General features: G+C 64.5%; 15 protein-coding genes. 4 read left to right on the top strand and 11 right to left on the bottom strand.

Annotation, left to right across the window (positions count from 1 at the left end; all coding sequences use genetic code 11):
- Nucleotides 1–14 precede the first annotated feature (14 nt).
- The 4 genes from M2342_RS02460 to M2342_RS02445 form a co-directional block, all read right to left on the bottom strand.
- Nucleotides 15–2516 (bottom strand): PAS domain S-box protein, encoded by a 2502-nt coding sequence (locus M2342_RS02460; protein WP_264577894.1) that lies wholly within the window; start codon nt 2514–2516, stop codon nt 15–17.
- 288 nt (nt 2517–2804) lie between these two features.
- The gene (locus M2342_RS02455) at nt 2805–4181 is read right to left on the bottom strand and encodes a GSCFA domain-containing protein (RefSeq protein ID WP_264577893.1); all 1377 of its coding nucleotides are present in this window, start codon (nt 4179–4181) and stop codon (nt 2805–2807) included.
- A gap of 358 nt (nt 4182–4539) precedes the next feature.
- Entirely contained in the window at nt 4540–4842 is a 303-nt protein-coding gene (locus tag M2342_RS02450) for a hypothetical protein (protein WP_181560836.1), read from the bottom strand.
- A 102-nt stretch (nt 4843–4944) separates the two neighbouring features.
- Complete coding sequence (locus M2342_RS02445; protein ID WP_264577892.1) at nt 4945–5904, bottom strand: NAD(P)H-dependent flavin oxidoreductase; 960 nt, start codon at nt 5902–5904, stop codon at nt 4945–4947.
- Between the two features lie 139 nt (nt 5905–6043).
- Here M2342_RS02445 and M2342_RS02440 point away from each other — a divergent pair, with 139 nt between their 5' ends.
- Nucleotides 6044–6523 (top strand): hypothetical protein, encoded by a 480-nt coding sequence (locus tag M2342_RS02440; protein ID WP_264577891.1) that lies wholly within the window; start codon nt 6044–6046, stop codon nt 6521–6523.
- A 21-nt stretch (nt 6524–6544) separates the two neighbouring features.
- Here the strand turns inward: M2342_RS02440 and M2342_RS02435 are convergent, their stop codons facing one another.
- Together M2342_RS02435 and M2342_RS02430 are read right to left on the bottom strand one after the other, a co-directional pair.
- Nucleotides 6545–6898, bottom strand: a complete 354-nt coding sequence (locus M2342_RS02435) for a hypothetical protein (protein ID WP_264577890.1) — start codon at nt 6896–6898, stop codon at nt 6545–6547.
- A gap of 38 nt (nt 6899–6936) precedes the next feature.
- Nucleotides 6937–7122 (bottom strand): hypothetical protein, encoded by a 186-nt coding sequence (locus M2342_RS02430; protein ID WP_181561545.1) that lies wholly within the window; start codon nt 7120–7122, stop codon nt 6937–6939.
- A gap of 102 nt (nt 7123–7224) precedes the next feature.
- Here M2342_RS02430 and M2342_RS02425 point away from each other — a divergent pair, with 102 nt between their 5' ends.
- Nucleotides 7225–7896: a helix-turn-helix transcriptional regulator gene (locus tag M2342_RS02425; RefSeq protein WP_264577889.1), complete on the top strand. Its 672-nt coding sequence runs from the start codon at nt 7225–7227 to the stop codon at nt 7894–7896.
- Nucleotides 7897–7908: 12 nt separating this feature from the next.
- Here the strand turns inward: M2342_RS02425 and M2342_RS02420 are convergent, their stop codons facing one another.
- From M2342_RS02420 to M2342_RS02400, 5 genes are all read right to left on the bottom strand, one after another.
- Nucleotides 7909–8667 carry a class I SAM-dependent methyltransferase gene (locus tag M2342_RS02420; RefSeq protein ID WP_264577888.1) on the bottom strand — a complete coding sequence of 253 codons (759 nt, stop codon included), beginning with the start codon at nt 8665–8667 and terminating at the stop codon, nt 7909–7911.
- Nucleotides 8667–9794, bottom strand: a complete 1128-nt coding sequence (gene prfB, locus M2342_RS02415) for a peptide chain release factor 2 (protein ID WP_181560842.1) — start codon at nt 9792–9794, stop codon at nt 8667–8669. Before prfB ends, M2342_RS02420 begins: the two co-directional genes overlap by 1 nt.
- 120 nt (nt 9795–9914) lie before the next feature.
- On the bottom strand, nt 9915–10466 hold the full coding sequence (locus tag M2342_RS02410) for a DUF2062 domain-containing protein (RefSeq protein ID WP_264571473.1): 552 nt from the start codon (nt 10464–10466) through the stop codon (nt 9915–9917).
- Nucleotides 10467–10589: 123 nt separating this feature from the next.
- Entirely contained in the window at nt 10590–13091 is a 2502-nt protein-coding gene (locus M2342_RS02405; RefSeq protein ID WP_264577887.1) for a penicillin-binding protein 1A, read from the bottom strand.
- A gap of 71 nt (nt 13092–13162) precedes the next feature.
- Nucleotides 13163–14068 (bottom strand): N-acetylmuramoyl-L-alanine amidase, encoded by a 906-nt coding sequence (locus M2342_RS02400; RefSeq protein WP_319801074.1) that lies wholly within the window; start codon nt 14066–14068, stop codon nt 13163–13165.
- 512 nt (nt 14069–14580) lie between these two features.
- Between M2342_RS02400 and M2342_RS02395 the strand changes: the two genes are divergently transcribed.
- Both M2342_RS02395 and M2342_RS02390 read left to right on the top strand, forming a co-directional pair.
- Nucleotides 14581–17268, top strand: a complete 2688-nt coding sequence (locus M2342_RS02395; RefSeq protein ID WP_264577886.1) for an Rne/Rng family ribonuclease — start codon at nt 14581–14583, stop codon at nt 17266–17268.
- Nucleotides 17269–17357: 89 nt separating this feature from the next.
- Nucleotides 17358–18782, top strand: a complete 1425-nt coding sequence (locus M2342_RS02390; RefSeq protein ID WP_264577885.1) for a M48 family metalloprotease — start codon at nt 17358–17360, stop codon at nt 18780–18782.
- Nucleotides 18783–18851 lie beyond the last annotated feature (69 nt).

Here is an 18851-nt window from a genome sequence, read left to right as displayed (position 1 = left end):
GCTGATCCCGGCGCTTACAGAGCCTCCCGGACTTCCGCCATGGCGCGGGCGATGGCCGCCTTCAGCTCACCCTGCGAGAACGGTTTGCCCAGCTTGAGGACGTTGAGGCCGCTATCCGTCGGCACCTCGCCATAGCCCGTGGCGAGGATGATCGGCAGGCGAATGTCCTCCGCCGTCAGCTGCATGGCAAGCTGCACGCCGGTCATGTTCGGCATGGCCTGATCGGTGACGAGCAGGTCGATGCCCGGATTGTCCCGCAAGATCTTGAGAGCATCGGCCGCGCAATCGGCCTCCCACACCTGATGGCCGAGATCTTCCAGAAACGCCGCCGTGTTCATCAGGATGAGCGGATCATCGTCCACGGCGAGAATTTTGAGCGGGCGAACCTTGCTGTCCGCAGACAGCGCCGGCTCCGCCTCCCGTGCCGGCCGGTTGGCGTCGTCGCTGGAGACGGGGAACCAGAGGGCCGCCGTCGTCCCGATGCCGGGCGCGCTCGTCAGGGTGAAGGTGCCCCCGAGTTGGCGCACAAGGCCGTGGATCATCGACAGGCCAAGGCCCGTCCCCTTGCCGACGCCCTTGGTGGTGAAGAATGGCTCGGTCGCCCGCGCCAGCGTCTCGGCATCCATCCCCGTGCCCTGGTCTATGACAAGAATGCGCACATAGCTGCCCGGCGCCAGTTCGGCCGATTCGCCCGGCGCAATCCGCCTGGTATCCGTCTCGATCCTGATCGCGCCGCCATCGGGTGAGGCATCGCGCGCATTCACCAGCAGGTTGAGCAGCGCCATCTCGATCTGGTTGGGATCGGCGACGATGAACGGGCCGTCCGCAACGCCATGAAATTCGAGCGGCCAGAGCGGCCCCAGCGTCCGCTGCGCCAGTTCCTTGAGCCCGTCGAGCAGCGAGGAGACGTTGACCGGTTCGGGCGAGAGGTCCTGCCGCCGCGCAAAAGCCAGCATGCGCTGGGTCAGGGCTGCGCCGCGCTCGGCGCCCTGTTGGGCATTGTCGAGGAGTCGCTTCGACATGGGGTCATCGGGGATCCGCTTGCCGAGCAGCGAGAGGCTGCTCGTGATGGCCATCAGCAGATTGTTGAAATCATGCGCGACACCGCCGGTCAGCTGGCCGATGGCTTCCATCTTCTGGCTCTGCCGCAGCGCCTCTCGCGCCGCTTCGAGTTCCGCATTGCGAGCCTTGGTTTCGCTGAGGTCACGGCCGACCGCGACGAAGTTCACGCCATCGGGCTCGGGCGCGACCGTCCACTCGATATGCTTCCATCCCCCATCGCGCGTCGCAATGCGGTTCTCGAACCGCGTCGGCTCCCCGGTTTGGGCCATGCGCTCAATGGCTTCCAGCGTGGGCGGCATGTCTTCGGGATGCATGAAGGTCGCGTAACCGCGGGTGAGCAGCTCGGCTTCGGTCCAGCCGAGCACCTGCTTCCAGGCGGGGCTCACGGCCGACATCATGCCGGTGAAATCGGCGCGGGCCAGCATGTCCTGCGACAAGGTCCACAGACGGTCCCGCTCCGAGCGCGCGCGTTCCACGGCAACCTTGACGCGTTCGCCCACCTCCTGAACGAGCGTTTCCTCCTCCGCCGTCCACACGCGCGGCGTGGCATTCTGGACCGCGAGCAGGCCCACCCACTGCTTCTCCTCGAACAGCACCACGTCCACGAAGGCGCCGACCTCGCGCGCGCCAAGGCCGGCCTTTGCCTCGGCGCTCAGGCGCGCGTCGGCCTGCACATCGCGCACCACCACGGGCGTGCCGACGCGATAGGCGTTCAGCAGATCCGGGCCGAAGGCTTCGAGCGAATGTTCGCCAACAATCGACCCGACACCGCGATGATGATCGCGCTCGACCGTCATTCGGCCGTTCGTGATTTCCGCGTAGAACACCCGGCTGGCCGAAAGATACGCGCCAAGGCGCTCCGCTGTCAGGGCGATGATGTCGGCGGGCGTGGTCAGAGGACGCAACGCGTCGGACAGCGACATCAGGAATGCGGTCTTGCGCTCAGCCGCGACGCGTTCGGTCGTTTCGGCGAGAATGCAGATGACGCCCGCCGGTTGGCCCTGCTCATCGAGCACCGGCGAATAATCGAGGTCCATCCATACCTGCTCGGGCCGGCCGTGGCGGTGCAGCGTCAATTCCTGATCGCGATAATGGAGCGTCTTGCCGGCCAGCCCGACCTTCATGACATTGTCGTTGAAGTCGGCGACCTCGCCCCATCCTTCCCGAACATTGGAACCCAGAAGCTCGGGGTGGCGCCCGCCCGCGAAGCCGGAATAGGCGTCGTTATACAGCATGACGCCTTCCTCGCCCCACAACATCACGATCGGCACCTGCGAGCGAAGCAGCAGCGAAACGGCGCATTTGAGGCAGGGCGCCCAGTCTTCGATCGGACCGAGTGGCGTGGCGCTCCAGTCCCTGTCCCTGATCAACGCAGCGCACTCGCCCCCGCCAGCCAGGAAGGCCAGATCGGCAGAGGCCAGATGTTGAGCGCGCGCAGGCATATTCTGGAGCATTCGTGTCGAGATCCTATCGAGGGCCGCCTGCGAGATTTTGCCATCTGCGCCGATACGCCAAGGTCTGACGGTCTATCTCACCACCTACGGTCGCGAAATGCCATTTTGTACAGAGTCTTCGGTACGGCTTTTAAAAGCTGACAGTGAACTCTCGGTCTTTCACTGACGCACTTTCCTACTTATCGACGAGTCAGAGCCAAATTTTGGGATGCTCGTTAACGCGGCGCAAAGCACGAGGCATGTGACTCAATCCTAATGCCCCACTTGCATGACCGGGTTGGTTTGCTGCTATGAAGCTCTAACCCGCAGCAGTGCGATCTGCGCACCTTCATGAGCCGGATCAATCGCCAAGACTTTATGAAACGTTGCGATCGCAAGATCAGGCTGGCGCTCACGTTCATATTGCACGCCAAGGCGGTGAAGAAACTCTGTCGATTCAGGATTAAGCAGGACAGCCCGCTCAAGGTGGGAAATCGCCTCACGCCGCCTTAAGCGCGCAGTGATCAATCCAAGTTTGTATTGTGGATCTGCCTGATCTGGAAGAAGAGCGGCCGCGCGAGCCAGATATGGCTCGGCTAAGCCCGCGTGACCAGCTTTTGCCAAGGTCGTGCCGTAGACCAAATAGAACTCCGCAGGGGCGACTTTTGCTTTTGCCGTCAAACCTGCATCATCCAGATATTTCAACAACTCAACGGCGTTGTCATAATTTCTCTTAGAGATCTCGGCTATCGCAGATTTATATAGAAGGAACGGACTGTCACGATGCTTCCAATGCGATGTGTCACCTTCCTCTAATTTATAACCCTCAACATATCGATACGCCGCCAACTCCATTATCCGACCAACCGCTTCGTCTGTAACATGAATCCTGTCGTCATTAAAAACATGATCTCGATCACTAAGAACAACCATTTCATAACTAGGGAAGTAATCCACATTGCTATGATTTTGACAGAATTCTTCGGCAGCTGCGCGAAGTACGGACTTGCTATACATATTTGCAGCAATAGCATCCTGGCCAGAATAGGTCGCTTTGAATGGTACGGGAGAAACAGATAATATCATTTTAAATTCAGGATGACCATGAGCCTTTAATATCGCATGAATTTCTTCGAGGTCTTCCAGGACGTCTTTGTATGACTGACGATGAAGAGAAAAGCGATCGGGTTTCTCGCCTAGGATTCCGCGGGGAGGAGCGCCATTGAGGTATAGACCCATTTCCGCATCAAACCACGTCTCCACCAATCCCAAAGTAAGAATGATAACTCTGCAGCTCGGCAGAACAGATCCGAGCGCATGGATCTGCGCACGCCGCGCAATGGCGCGCTCAAAGCTAACTGGCGGCAGACCAGGATGAATATGGGGATCTGAATAAAGATTGTCGCCCAGCGCGATGAGAGCATTTTCTGGAAAAGTTTCAAGCCCTAATATCCACCGCATTTCATTGACAATTGCAGCGGTGGTATACTTGTTTAGAATTTCGTTAGGATAGCTACTTATCCGCTCTTCGGGCGGGATCTCTAACTCCATAGTCGGTAAGCGGAAACCGAGCGAGCTCAGCTTGCGCTCGATGTTACGCGCGAAACAAGATCCAATTGTGAAGATAAGATCATCACGCGAAAAACTGAAACTCGCGCGGGACTCACATGTGGTGAATTTGCCCAAGCGAAGACGAGTCTTCCTCCCATCTGGCCAAATTGCGCCCTTCTTCCGTAAATTGTCTTGGGCCTGTTGGGCAGTAAATCGGTCCACTGGCATAATTTTATCCTGATTGCCTTATTATATAATATGGCGTCGCGGCTTGAAAACGTACCGCAACCTGCTCCGCCAAGTCTAGCCATTGCTGCGAAAACCTAGCACAGATAAAATTATGTGCTTCATCATTGATGCAATGACCCATCTTTGAACATATCAGTTGCATGAAGGCGTGTTAGCCCGATCCGCGATCTAACAGGATTAGGTGGCAGGGCCGGCCTGACCTAAGCTGCCGGCCTCCAAATGTTCTACACCTCGCGTCCAGCCTTTAGTCCGCGTCGATCATGAACAGCGTATTTTCCCGATATTTCGGATCCATGCGGTCGAACAGCGGGTGGACATCGAACGTGGTCTCAAGAACGTCCAGTTCGCTCAGGCCCGCCAGATTGTAGCTGCCCACCTTGGGTTCGCGCGGCTCGGCGCCGTCGCGGGTGATGGTGATGGCATCGATGAAGTAGCTGTCATTGCGCTTGTAGAGCACATGCGGCGCGAGCACGAGCGCCAGCTTGTTGTAGCGGGCGGAAAGACAGCGACGCAGCGCGATCGCTTCAAAGATGCGACTATTGTCCATGGCCGGGCCATTGGCCGGTTTGTCGCCGATTATCAAGGCCCATGGCGTGTTTTGCCCGGCGGGCGCGTTGCGCACTATGCAGCCCGCGCACCGTGCGCGCCTTCACGATGCGCAAAGGCGGCGGCGCGCATCCTCATATTCCGCGGCGAATCGCGCGATGAGTGTAGCGGCCGGCACCACATCGGTGACCGCGCCAATGCCCTGGCCTGCGCCCCAAATGTCCTTCCACGCCTTGGCGCCTGTCGCCGCAGCGAAGTCCATCGCCGATGGGTCGCTTGCGGGCAGCGCGTCCGGGTCCAGCCCCTGTGCGAGGATGGACGCGCGCAGATAATTGCCGGAGACGCCCGTGAAGTAATCCGAATAGACGATGTCCGCCGCCTGCCCGTCCACGATGCCCTGTTTGTAGGCGGCGCTGGCCCGCGCTTCCGGCGTGGCGATGAAGGCCGAGCCGATATAGGCAAAGTCCGCGCCCATCGCCTGCGCGGCAGCGATGCCGCTGCCCGTGGCGATGGCACCGGAAAGGGCGATCGGCCCGTCGAACCACGCCCGCGTCTCCGCCACCAGCGCGAAAGGCGACTGGCTGCCGGCATGGCCACCCGCGCCCGCCGCCACCAGGATCAGGCCATCCGCCCCCTTTTCGACCGCCTTGTGAGCGAAGCGCTGGTTGATGACGTCATGGAACACGAGGCCGCCCCAGGCCTTCACCGCTGCATTCACCTCCTCATTGGCGCCCAGCGACGTGATGATCAGCGGCACCTTGAAGCGAGCGCAGATCGCGAGATCCTCCATCAGGCGCGGGTTAGAGCGATGAACGATGAGATTGACGGCAAAGGGCGCGGCCGGCGCCTCGGGATGGGCAGCATCATGCGCCGCGAGTTCGGTGACGATGCGCTCCAGCCAGTCCTCGAGCCGGTCCGGCGCGCGGGCATTCAGCGAGGGCATGGCACCGATGATGCCCGCTTTGCACTGCGCGATGACCAGATCGGGATTGGAGATGATGAACAGCGGCGCGCCGATGACGGGCAGGCGCAAACCACGGCGAAGGCTCTCGGGAACGGACACCAGTTTCTCCTCTCCCGCCCGGCCTGACATGGCGGCCTGCACCCGTCAATGCCGGCGAAAATCGCATCGTTACCGTTTCATTTACCATCTGCAAGTTACCGCTACGGCAGGGCCAATCGAGGCAAAGGGGGTAAGCGGCATGGGGCAGACAAGAACGATGCGGGCAGGCCTGACATGGGCCGCGCCGGATGTAACGAGCTTGCTGGCGCGGCTGCTCGGTCGCACGAGTCGCGCGCAGGCATCGGCTCAGGGTCAGGCTGCACCCTCCGCATGGAGCCCAAGGCCGGCGCCTCGCCTTCGTAAGAACGACGACCTGCCCGCCACTCCGGATGTGGCGGAGACAGCGCCGACGCCGCGCCGCCCGGCCCTCATGCTCGTCACCGAGACCAACGCGCTGCCCGCATGGGCGTCGTTCAGCGCGGTCATGCCGGCGCCACTTAGCGAGCTGGAGGTCAGCGCGCTGGCCGCTGCGCACTGGCCCCGCGCCCGCCCGATAAGCGATGAGGCTGCCATCCCTGCTGCCAGCGATGCAACGGAGGAGGACTCTGCCGCGATGCAGGCCGCGCTGAGTGAGGCGCTCGCCCGCCTGCGCGCGCTGACCATCCAGTCCCGCCACTGACAAAGCCGCACCGCACGCCGGTCACCAGTCCTCGATCGTGAGGACGGCCAACGCCATGTCCACCCCGCCATCCTGCGCGTCCATCACGGAATCGACCGCCAGATCGACGACGATGTGATGGACGAGGGCGATCTCGGCGTCCGGCAACTCTTTGGTCAGCGCCGTCGCCTTGTCCCACGCTTCCGGACCGGGAAGGTGCAGCACGATCCGATGCTGCGCGCCGACGAACGTCGCGCTGCACCAGGGGCGCTGTCCGCCATCCTCCACAGCACAGTCCGGACCGGCCAGCGCCTGCAAGGCAGCCAGTAGACGGCCGTGACAATCGCGCCGCGTGCTGCGAGGCGGGGCGGCCTTGCGAGGCAACGAGCTGGCCATGGCAGACGAACGAGCCGGCCTGGATTTCAACAGCGCTCTCACTGCGCACCTTCTTCATAAATGTTCATGAAATGTTCTACGCGGCGCCGCGTGCGTTCGGAGGGTTCACGCCCCCGACGCAGATCATGCACGAAGCGGGGATCGCGCACGCATTCGCGACCGAAACGGGTTGCCGCCATGCCTGTACGGCGCAGGAATAACTCAATGGATCTCAGGACCGTCATCGCCAACCGAACCTCCTCACTGGACTCGACAATAGGAAGGTCCCTAGGTTCTAAAGTTATTTCCTACTTGTCTAGGAAAATTCCTATGTGTAGTGTTCCGCAATGGACAGCGTCGATGCGAGAGCCAATCTGGAGCGGCTGATTCAGGAGCGTGGGGAAAGCTATGGCAGCATTTCCCGCCTGCTCGGTCGCAATCCGGCCTATATTCAGCAGTTCGTGAAGCGCGGCTCGCCCCGCAAGCTGGACGAGGCCGATCGCCAGCTGCTCGCCCGCTTCTTCGGCGTCGAGGAGGCGCTGCTCGGCGGCTCTTCAGTACTGACGCCCAACCCGATGAGACACAGCGCGCCCCTGCCGCGCGGTCTCATCGCGGTTCCTCGCCTCGCTCTCGGCGCTTCTGCCGGTGTCGGCGCGCTGGTCGAGGATGAGGCGGCAGCTGGCGCGCTGGCCTTCGACATGCGCTGGCTCAGAGCCCTGGGCGGCCAGCCCGATCAGCTCTCCATCATCCGCGTGGATGGCGAATCGATGGCCCCCACGCTCAGCGATGGCGACGACATCATGGTCGATCGGGCCGACGGCATCGATCGGCTGCGCGACGGCGTTTATGTGTTGCGCATGGATGATGTGCTGATGGTCAAGCGCGTCGCGCTCGCGCCCCGCCGCGGGCTCTTCTCGATCCGCAGCGACAATCCGCTCTACCCCACATGGGAGGATGTCGACCCCGCCCTCGTCAATATCGTCGGTCGCGTGATCTGGGCCGGGCGCCGGGTGGGCTGATCGCCTCGCCCGCTATCCGGGGCGACCACGACGCGCAAGGCGGCACGGCCTGATTTCGCTCGGCTCGACACGGCGTACCCCGGGCTCAAAACGCGCCAGATAGCCGCCCGCCGCTGTCCGGCCTTCCATGCCGACGAAGCGGAAGCCGATCGCCTCGAACTCGCAGCGCAGCAGTGCCGGCGGCGTGCCATGATGCTCGGTCGGGCGGTCGATATCGACCACCACCACCTGCCCGCCGGGCTTGAGCGCCGGATAGAGTCGCCACAGAAAGGCGTAGGGCTCGGCAATCTCATGATACATGTGCACCATCAGCACCCGGTCGAAGCTGTGCTCCGGCAGGCGCGGATCGTCCGGCGTGCCGAGCTTGACGCTGACATTGTCCCGATTCTCGCGGGTCACGCGCTGGCCGAGCTGGTCGATCACCTCGGCGATGATGTCCTGCCCGAGCACGCGGCCCCTCGGCCCGACCCGTGTGGCAAGCCGCACGGTGTAATAGCCCTCACCCGCGCCAATGTCCGCCACGGTCATGCCGGGCGCGATGCCGGCACGGTCCATGATTTCCTCGGCCTCGTTGACCCGGTCGCGCGCCTCTTCCGTGGACCAGCGCGTCGAGATGATCGGCGCCACCGGCCGGTCGGCGCGGGGGAAGGCTTCGGCCGTGTCAGGCCGTCCACTGGACGCCGGCGCGAGCGAATCGCAGCCCGAGAGCAAGGCAGTGCCAAGCAGCAGGACCAGCGCGGCAGAGCGCCGCGCATCCCGCCCGCGCAGCATCAGTCGACATCCTCGACGTCGACCTTCTCCCCGGTCACCTTCTGGCTGAGCGCGGCCGCCATGAACGGATCGAGCGCGCCGTCCAGCACGTCATCGGGCGCGGTGGAGGTGACGCCGGTGCGCAGATCCTTCACCAGCTGATAGGGCTGCAGCACATAGGAGCGGATCTGGTGGCCCCAGCCGATCTCGGTCTTGGCCTGATAATCGGTGTTGGCTTCCGCCTCGCGCTTCTGCAGCTCCGCCTCATAGAGGCGCGCCTTGAGCATGTTCATCGCGGTGGCGCGGTTCTTGTGCTGGGAGCGGTCGTTCTGGCTCGCCACGATGATGCCGGACGGCACGTGGGTGATGCGCACCGCGGAATCGGTGGTGTTGACGTGCTGACCGCCCGCGCCGGACGCGCGATAGGTATCGATCTTGAGGTCGCTTTCCTTGATCTCGATCTCGATATTATCGTCGATCACGGGATAGACCCACACCGAGCTGAACGAGGTGTGGCGCCGGGCCGAGCTGTCATAGGGGCTGATCCGCACCAGCCGGTGCACGCCGCTCTCGGTCTTGGCATAGCCATAGGCGTTCTCGCCCTTGAGCAGCAGCGTCGCGGACTTGATGCCGGCCTGTTCGCCCGCCTGATATTCGATCATCTCGACCTTGTAGCCGCGCTTCTCGGCCCAGCGCTGATACATGCGCAGCAGCATTTCGGCCCAGTCCTGGCTCTCGGTGCCGCCAGCGCCGGCGTGGATTTCCAGATAGGTGTCGTTGCCGTCCGCCTCGCCGGAGAGCAGCGCCGTCACCTTGTCGCGGTCGGCCCGCTCAGCCAGCGCGGCGAGGCCGGCGATGCCCTCATTGGCCATCTCCTCGTCGCCCTCGGCATCCGCCATGTCGATCAGCTCGACGGTATCGTTCATCTCGGATTCGATGGCGCGGGTGGCGTTGATGGCTGCGTCGAGCCGCTGGCGCTCGCGCATGACATCCTGCGCCGCCTTGGGATCATCCCACAGCGTCGGATCCTCCACGCGCGCGTTCAGCTCATCCAGGCGGCGCAGTGCGCGATCCCAGTCGAGGAACCGGCGCAGCAAATCCAGCGCTGCCTGAATGTGGTCGACATGGGCCTGCGCTTCGGCACGCATGAGAAATCTCCGTCAAGTCCGTGGCCAGATGGTGGGCCGAATGCAGCCCGATGCGACGCCGCTTCCCCCCGGTCAAGGGGCGAGAAGGCCGGCCTTGGCACAGCGGGCGGAAAGTTGCTCTCAGATCAACGACTGATCGGGCGGATCGGATGCGGCAGAATCGCCCTGCCGCGCGCGGCTGCGCTGCCGCCAACGATGGGCCACCCATCCACGCCAGCCAAGGTGGACGAGGCAAAAGCCCAGGATCGATGCCACAATGGCAAACAGCAGAAGCCCCAGCGCGGTGGGCGCCGCAAAATCCAGCGCGCGCGCGCCGATCGAGCGAATCATCGTGTCGCCGCTTGCCGAGAGACGGTCGCCAAGCACGCCATGCCCCAGCTTGTACGCCGCGAAATAAATGGGCGGGAAGGTCAGCGGGTTGGTGACCAGCGTTGCGCACGCGGCGGTCAATATGTTGGCCCGTGCGGAAAATGCCAGCATAGCCGCAACCGGCGTCTGCCCGAAGGGAATCAGGAAGCCCGCGAACAGACCCAGCGCGACCCCGCGTGCTGTCGACCGCCGGTTGAAATGCCAGAGCAGCGGGTGCGCGATGCGGTGCGCGAACGGCTTCATCCACCGATTCGACAGCAGGCTTTCGCGGGTCGGCAGGCGGCCGATCAACCAGCGCTTCAAGACGGGTCCTCCATGACAGGCGACCTGTCTATCCCATCAAGGCTGAGCATCGCGTGAACGCGGCGCACGAGGACGGGACAAGTAACGGGCCAGACACGCGATATAGGTCGCCGGGCCCGCGGCTCAATAGATGCCGCCCTGCTCCCCGGCGAAATCACGGCTCACATCGCGGCGGGCCGCGGCCGGCTTGTCCTCGCGCGCGCGCTCTTCCAGCTCATCGCGCCGCATGGAAATACGCGGCTCGGTTTCCGGCTTGAACGCCTCCCAGATGATCGCGGTGCGCGGATCGTCCGAGGGCCAGCCGCCATAGACGCGCTTGCCGCTGCGCCGGTCGACCCGCACCATGCGGACGCCCGCCGGCGCCACGAACGGCGTCTTGGGCATATCCTTGAGGATGGGCGCCATGGCGGACTTCCAGATCGGCGCCGCCAGCGTGCCGCCCTGGGCATAGCCGCCCATGTTGCGGGGCTGGTCGAAGCCGACATAGACGCCGGCAACGATATCCGGCGATCCGCCCACGAACCACACGTTGGTCGGGCCGTTGGTGGTACCGGTCTTGCCGAACAGCGGGCGGTCCAGATCGCGCAGGCTGGTCGCGGTGCCGCGCTGGATCACGCCTTCGGTGATGTGGACCATCTGATAGGCGGTCATCGGGTTCATCGCCTGCCGCCCGCCATGGGCGAAGCGCGGCATGGCCTTGCCGTTCCAGTCATCGGCATTGCAGCCCTGGCAGGGTTTCCAGTTGCGCGGCCAGATCACCTGGCCGTTCCGGTCCTGCACATAATCCATCACCTTGGGGGTGAGTTGGCGCCCGTGATTGGCGAGCATCGCATAGGCATTGACCATCTTCTCGACCGTCGTCTCGCCGGCGCCGAGCGCGAAGGCGAGATAGGGCTGGTAATCGCCAATGCCCATCGCCTTGATGGTGCGGACGACGCGGTCCATGCCGGTCTGCGCGGCCGTGCGCACCGTCATCAGGTTGCGCGATTGCTCGATGCCCCAGCGCATCGTCTGCGCGCCACCGCCCCCGCCGGAAAAGTTGCGGAAGCACTTCTGCCCAAGGTTGGCGCCCTGCCACACGCAGAACGGCCCATCGACGATGATCGAGGCGGGCGTCATGCCATTGTCGAGCGCAGCGGCATAGACGAACGGCTTGATGGTCGAGCCGGGCTGCCGCATCGCCTGCGTCACCCGGTTGTAGGAAGACAGGCGCGCATCGAACCCGCCCTGCATGGCGAAGACGCGGCCGGTGTGGACGCCCTCGATCATGAAGCCGCCGGAAACCCCCGGAACGTTGCGCAGCGCATAGGCATTGCCCTCGGGCTTCACCGCGATGACGTCGCCGGGCTTGAGCGAATCGAAGGTCGGGCGGCCATTGCGCCGGTCCGCCAGCAAGGCCGACGCGCGCGGCAATGTGCCGGTCTGCCCACCGGGCAGGCCGAGCGAGGCGCTGCTGCCGGACTTGTCCAGCACCACCGCGACGGTCCAGTCCGCATAATCGATGCCGAGATTGGACGCGGCAAGCTCGCTTTCCCAGCGATCCAGATTGTCGATCTTCGCGATCGGCCCGGACCAGCCCTTGCCCGAATCATAGCGCAGCAGGCCCTCGCGCAGGGCCCGCGCCGCCTGCTCCTGCATGAAAGGCGAGAGCGGCGAGCGCACCCACAGGCCGCCCGCATAGACGCTGTTGGGGCCATGCTCGGCAGCTTCGCCAAACTCGGCGATCAGGCGCCGCCGGATTTCCTCGATATAATAGCCGCCCACAGCACTGTAGCCGCTGCCGCGTTGCCGCACCGCGCCGAGCGGCTGCGCACGCGCTTCCTCATATTGGCCCTGCGTGATGAAGCGGTTGCGCAGCATCTCGCCCAGCACCCAGTTCCGCCGCTCGAGTGCGCGATCCATGTGCACTTCCGGGCGATAATTCGCCGGCCCTTTGGGCAGGATCGCGAGATAGGCCGCCTCATGCAGCTTGAGATCGCCGACATCCTTGTCGAAATAGGCGCGCGCTGCGGCCTGCACGCCATAAGCGTTGCGGCCAAGGAATATCTGGTTGAGGTAAAGTTCGAGGATCTGCTGCTTGGTCAGCACGCTTTCCATGCGCCAGGCGAGGATCGCTTCCTTGAGCTTGCGCGTATAGCTCACCTCATTGCCGACCAGCAGGTTCTTGGCGACCTGCTGGGTAATGGTGGAGGTGCCGCGCGGCGTCTGCCCGCTCATCAGGCCCTGGAACGCGGCGCGGGCGAGCCCGGGATAATCGAGGCCGTGATGGCTGAAGAACGTCCGGTCTTCCGCAGCCAGATAGGCATTCACCAGCATCGGCGGGAAATCAGAATATTGCAGCTGGACGCGGCGCTCGCGGGCGAAGCTGTAGACGGGCTGGCCATCGATATCGCGCACCACCGTCGGCAGCGGCGGCTGGTAATCGAGCAGCGTGCGCGCATCGGGCAGATCGCGCGCAAACAGCAGCCAGAAGAGGAAAATCGCGCCAATGAAGGCCAGCAGCGCATAAGCCAGCCAGCGCCAGCGCCGCCGCTTCATCATGTCGCGCAGGCGCGCGCGCACGGCGTCAAGACGCCCGCCCCGCTGCAACCGGAAGCTCGTCGCTTCGTTTGTCGCTTCTTCCATGCGCGCCACCTAGACCAATTCTGCCGCGGGAGGGAACCGATTTTGCGGCAGGGTGCGCGCAAATCTGGAATTCAGCGCTGCACCGATTGCCGGGCGAAATAGACCGAGACTGCGGCAGCAACGCCCTTGGCCAGCTGCAACCGCCCATCGCGCGTCGCCATCCAGCCGGCCTCGGCATTGTTGCTGACATAGCCGGTTTCCAGCAGCACCGAGGGCGTGTCTGCCGATTTCAGCACCACCAGCGAGGCCTGGCGGTGATAGGGCGTGCGGAAGCGGAAATGCGGCAGCCCCTCGCGATGCAGAATCTCGGCAAAGCGCGCCGAGGATTCCATCGTGTCCCGCCGGGTCAGATCGATCAGAATCGAGCTGACCGCCGTGCTGGCGCCCGAGAGGTCGACGCCATTGATGATATCCGTGCGGTTCTCGCGCGCCGCCAGCCGCGCCGCCTCGCGGTCGGACGCGACGTCGGACAGGGTGTAGACAGTCGCGCCGCGCGCCTCCCCGTCTTGCGCGGCGTCCGCGTGAATCGAAATAAACAGCCCGGCGCCCAGCTTGCTCGCGATGCTGTAGCGCTCCTGCAGGATGAGGAAGCGATCGTCCGACCGGGTCAGCGCAACGCGGATGCGGCCGGTCTTGAGCAGTTCGTCCCGCACGGCCTGAGCGATGGCCAGCGTCAGATCCTTCTCGCGAATATCGAGGCTGGCATTGTAGGCGCCGGGATCGTGCCCGCCATGGCCGGCGTCGATCACCACCAGCGGACGACGCGGGTCTTTCGGCCCTTCGATGGTCGGCAGGGGCACGGCCGGCGCAGCATCCGGAATGCGCACGACAAGGCGCGGCCCCTTGGGCGGGCGGCTCATATGGTTTGTGAGGTCGCCAGCGCCGGACGCAGGGGCCGAAGCCACAGGCACCTGCCCACCGTCCGACGGCTCGGCGAGGGTCAGCACAAGAGCAGAAAATGCGGTCAACAGGGCCATGGAAGGCGACTTTTGCCGCCCATGCGCCGCCAGCGCCAGCCAAAAGTTAACCGGCCGGCAAGGCTCTTGCGTGCAGGGTGCCGCCGCGCTGGCAAGCAGTCCGACTTGGTCTGGCAGCGCGGGGCCTTCTGCTTTTCCACGTTGCTCTGCGGAGCAAGCCCTGCTAGCGCTTCGTTCTCCCGGACAACCCGCTGTGCCCGACTGGCGCGCGGTGGGGATTTTTCCGGTTAATCATCGCCTTCTGGGCGATCCGACAGGTTGATGTTGCATGGGGCATGGCTTGATGAGCTTGGAGCGCGCGAAAGCGGGCCTTCAGCCGCGAGCACTGTTCAAGCCGGTATCCGCAGGACGCGGACATGCCCAGGCGACAGACACGCAATCCTTTTTTGAAAACCGGGGTTTTCAGCGCCGCTGCCGTGTCGACACGACACGCAAGAGCGCGCCCCCCTACATGACACCGGGTCGCCATCCCCGCTTGCGGCGCATGGCGATGACCGGCTGGAGAGACTTTAATGACAATGCGTATGCTGATCGATGCGCGCCACCGGGAAGAGACCCGGGTCGCGGTCGTAACGGGGAACCGGATCGAGGAGTTTGATTTCGAGAGCGCTGAACACAAGCAGCTCAAGGGCAATATCTATCTCGCCAAGGTTACCAGAGTCGAACCCTCGCTGCAGGCGGCGTTCGTCGATTACGGTGGCAATCGCCACGGCTTCCTCGCCTTTTCGGAAATCCACCCGGATTATTACCAGATCCCCCGCGAGGACCGTGAGGCGCTGCTGGCTGAAGAAGCCGCACATGCCGCCGAAGAGGCTGCCCTGCGCGGCGATGTCGACGACGAGGATGATCATGGCGAGGACGGCGTAGAAGTCGTCGAGCGCCCGAATCTCGACGAAGACGAAGAGAGCGAAGGCGAAGCGCCGGCCCGCAAGCAGAACGGCAAGGGCAATGAGCAGGCCGCAGAAGAAGTGCGCCGCAAGCGCATGGCCCTGCGCCGTCGCTACAAGATTCAGGACGTCATCAAGCGCCGCCAGGTGCTGCTCGTCCAGATCGTGAAGGAAGAGCGCGGCAACAAGGGCGCGGCGCTGACCACCTATCTCAGCCTCGCCGGCCGCTATTGCGTGCTGATGCCCAATACCAGCCATGGCGGCGGCATCTCGCGCAAGATCAGCAATGGTGCGGATCGCAAGCGGTTGAAGTCCATCATCGCCGAGATGAAGCTGCCCAACACCATGGGCTGCATCGTGCGCACGGCGGGCCTCTCGCGCACCAAGACCGAGATCAAGCGCGACTTCGACTATCTCGCCCGCCTGTGGGACGAGATTCGCGAAAACACGCTCAGGGCCGCCGCGCCGGAGCTGATCCACAATGACAGCGACCTCATCAAGCGCGCGATCCGCGATATCTACCACCGCGATATCGAGGAAGTGATCGTCGAGGGCGATGAAGGCTATCGCCAGGCGAAGGACTTCATGAAGCTGCTGATGCCGAGCCATGCCCGGCGCGTGAAGCAATATGCCGATCCGGTCTCGCTGTTCCAGCGCTTCGGGGTCGAGGACCAGCTCGCCGCGATGTATAATCCGGTCGTGCAGCTCAAGTCCGGCGGCTATCTGGTCATCAACCCGACCGAGGCGCTGGTCTCCATCGATATCAACTCGGGCCGCTCGACGCGCGAGCACAGTATCGAGCAGACCGCCACGGCCACCAATCTGGAAGCTGCGCGCGAGATCGCCCGCCAGCTGCGCCTGCGCGACATGGCCGGCCTCGTCGTCATCGACTTCATCGACATGGAGCACAACTCCAACATCCGTAAGGTCGAGAAGGCGATGAAGGAGGCGCTCAAGGACGATCGCGCCCGCATCCAGGTCGGCCGCATCTCCGGCTTCGGCCTCATGGAAATGAGCCGCCAGCGCCTGCGCACCGGCGTGCTGGAAGCCTCGACCCGGCCCTGCCCCCATTGCGAGGGCACCGGTCTCGTCCGCACGGCATCCTCGGCGGGCCTCTCGGCCCTGCGCATGCTGGAAGAGGAAGCCGCGCGCGGTCGTGGCAGCCAGATCACCCTGCGCGCCAGCCAGGAAGCGGCCTTCTACGTGCTCAACAACAAGCGCCGCGAACTCGATGAGATCGAGAACCGCTATGGCGTGACCATCCTCATCCTGCCCGATGGCGAGATCGAGGGCGCCCGCATGTCGGTCGAGGCCAGTGGCCCGCGCCCGACCATGCAGGTCAGCTATGCCCCCGTCATCACCGAAGAGGTGGAAGACGAAGAGGACGAGATCGAGGACGTCGAGGAAGAGGAAGAGGTCACTGAAGAGCGCCAGCCTCGCGCAGACGACGAAGGTGGCGAGGGACGCAAGCGCAAGCGTCGCCGTCGCGGTCGCCGGGGCCGGCGCGACCGGGACGACCAGTCGCCGCAGGACAGCGATGGTGCGGCGTCCGACGAGGATGACGACGCGCAGGCCGATGCCGATGAGCGCGATGACGAGCAGGCCGAAGCCGGCCCGTCCGAATCGAGCGAGGCCGAAGGGTCTGACGAGGCACCGCGTCGCGGCCGCCGTGGTCGCCGTGGCGGTCGTCGCCGGCGGGGCGGACAGAGCGACGGTGCAGACAATGGTGCCGAAGCCCGCGAAGGCGAGACGGACGACGCAGAAGACGCCGCGCCGGTCGCATCGGTGGACGCTGCCGAGACAGTGCAGGAGACGGCCGAGCCCGCATCGCCCGAGCCTGCTGGGCAAGCGGAAGAAGCGCCTGCGCCCAAGCGCCGTCGCCGCACCCGCAAGGCTGCCGAAGCCACGGATGAAGCCGTGACGGTGGAAGTCTCGCCGGAACTGGCCGAGACCCCGACCGCCGAAGCGCCTGCTGCTGAAGCACCGACCGAGGCCGCCGAAGAGGCACCGGCTCCCAAGCGCCGCACGCGTCGCAAGACGACCAAGGCTGCGGAAACGCCCGCCGCGACCGAGGGTGAAGCCCAGCCCGAAGCTGAGGCAAGCACCGAGGCGGCAGAAGAGGCGCCCAAGGCCGCCCCCAAGCCGCGCGCGCGTCGCAAGCCCAAGACCGTCGAGGCCGCTACCGAGGCGCGTGAGACGCTGGTCGCGGATGCCGCCGACACGGCAACGGACGCTGATGCGTCGGCGCAAGCCGATGGCGACAGCGCGGAAACGCCCCGTCGCGGCTGGTGGCAGCGCACGTTCGGCGCGTGACGCACACCGCCCTGCGGTCTGAGAACCGGCATGATGGATCGCGCGATCCGTCATGCCGGGTTCAGGCTCGCCGGGCTAAGGCGCCGGTCATGGATCGGCCGCTCTCCCCTCCCCGGCAGCTTGCCGGCCAGCTCAAACCCCATCATCCCGGTGAGGCGGCTGTCGCGCCCTGGCTGATCGGCCGCCTTGTCGCCGTTCTTGCGCTGCTGAGCCTGCTCGCCGCGCAGCCCGCGCTGGCCCAGTCCGTCCTGCGCGATGCCGAAACCGAAGCGCTGATGCGCGATGCCTCCGTCCCGATCATCCGGGCCGCCGGGCTCGATGAGCGCAATGTGCAGATGCTGGTGATCAACGATCCCAGCCTCAACGCCTTCGTCGCGGGCGGGCAGATCGTCTGGTTCCACAGCGGGCTGATCGCCGAGGCCGATGATCTCAATCAGGTGCAGGGCGTGATGGCCCACGAGCTCGGCCATATCGAGGGCGGCCATATCGTGCGCTTTGCCGATGGCGCGCGGGAAGCCACCGGCATCCAGCTCGTCTCGCTGCTGCTCGGTGCGGCGGCGATGGCAGCGGGCGGGGGCGAGGCCGGCATGGGCATCATGGCGGCCGGTCAACAGGCTGCAATGGGCCGCTTCCTCACCTTCACGCGCACGCAGGAATCGAGCGCGGACGCCGCCGGCGCGCGCTATCTCAAGGCCGCCGGCATCAGCGGCAAGGGCAGCATCGCCTTCTTCCAGAAGCTGCAGAATCTGGAATATCGGCTCTACGTGCCGCAGGACACTTATGTCCGCACCCACCCGCTCTCGCGCGACCGCATCTCGGCTCTGACGGCGCTGTATGAGAATGATCCGGCCTGGAACAAGCCGACCGATCCCGCGCTGGAAGCCCGCTTCCAGCGTGTGCGCGCCAAGCTGATCGGCTTCGTCAGTGAGCCGGAAAAGACCCTCAAGCTTTATCCGCCCTCGGACCAGAGCCTGCCCGCCCATTATGCGCGGGCCTATGCCTATCATAAGAGCGCCTTCACCGAGAAAGCGCTGGCGGAAGTCGATACCCTGCTCAAGGCTGCGCCGCACGACCCCTATTTTCTGGAGCTGCAAGGGCAGGTCATGCTCGAATCCGGCAAGCCCGCCGATGCCATCCCGCCGCTGCGAGAGGCCGTGCAGCGCACCAATGGCGAGCCGCTGATCGCCGCGATGCTCGGCCATGCCCTCGTCGCGACCGAGGATGACAGCCATCTCGATGAGGCCGAGCGCGTGCTCCGCAACACGGTCGCGCGGGATCGGCAGAATCCGTTTGCCTGGTATTCGCTCGGCGTCGTCTATCAGCGCAAGGGCGACACCGCCCGCGCCGCGCTCGCCACGGCCGAGCGCTACTCGATGGAAGGGCAGGACGCTCTCGCCCTGCGCCATGCCGATGTGGCACTGGCCGGCATCCAGCCCAACTCACCCGATTATTTGCGGGCGCAGGACATTGCGATGGCCAGCCGCGCCGCCATGGAAAGGACACGAAAGAAATGACGAACAAGGCAGGCGCGGGCGCGCTGTTCCGCGCAGCCGGGGTGATCGTGTCCGCGCTGGGCACCCGCA

The organism is Sphingobium sp. B8D3A, from assembly GCF_025961995.1.
Classification (GTDB): Bacteria; Pseudomonadota; Alphaproteobacteria; order Sphingomonadales; family Sphingomonadaceae; genus Sphingobium.
Note: the sequence above shows the minus strand (reverse complement) of the source record. Positions and strands in the feature narration are given on the sequence as shown.